Annotated in this window: 1 protein-coding gene; it reads right to left on the bottom strand. The window is 51.8% G+C overall.

Going from position 1 to position 257, the window contains the following annotated elements:
- On the bottom strand, window positions 1–257 hold a 257-nt coding region (locus tag V7680_RS15715; RefSeq protein ID WP_335654186.1), incomplete at both ends, for a polysaccharide biosynthesis protein.

Here is a 257-nt window from a genome sequence, read left to right on the forward strand (position 1 = left end):
CGACAATTCACGTAGCATTGATGCAACCTCAATCTGGCTCAGCATCCCCTCTTGGGCGCGAAGAATCTTGACATGTGGGGTGGGCAACAGACTGTCATCGTCGATCAACAATTCTTCATATAGCTTCTCGCCCGGCCGCAGGCCTGTCAGCTTGATCTCGATATCACCCTCCCCGGTTTCCGAATCTTTAACCGTTCGGCCCGAAAGCTTAATCATCCGGCGAGCAATATCGATGATCTTTTGCGGCTCTCCCATAT

This window comes from Parasphingorhabdus sp. (assembly GCF_036963705.1).
Lineage (GTDB): Bacteria > Pseudomonadota > Alphaproteobacteria > Sphingomonadales > Sphingomonadaceae > Parasphingorhabdus.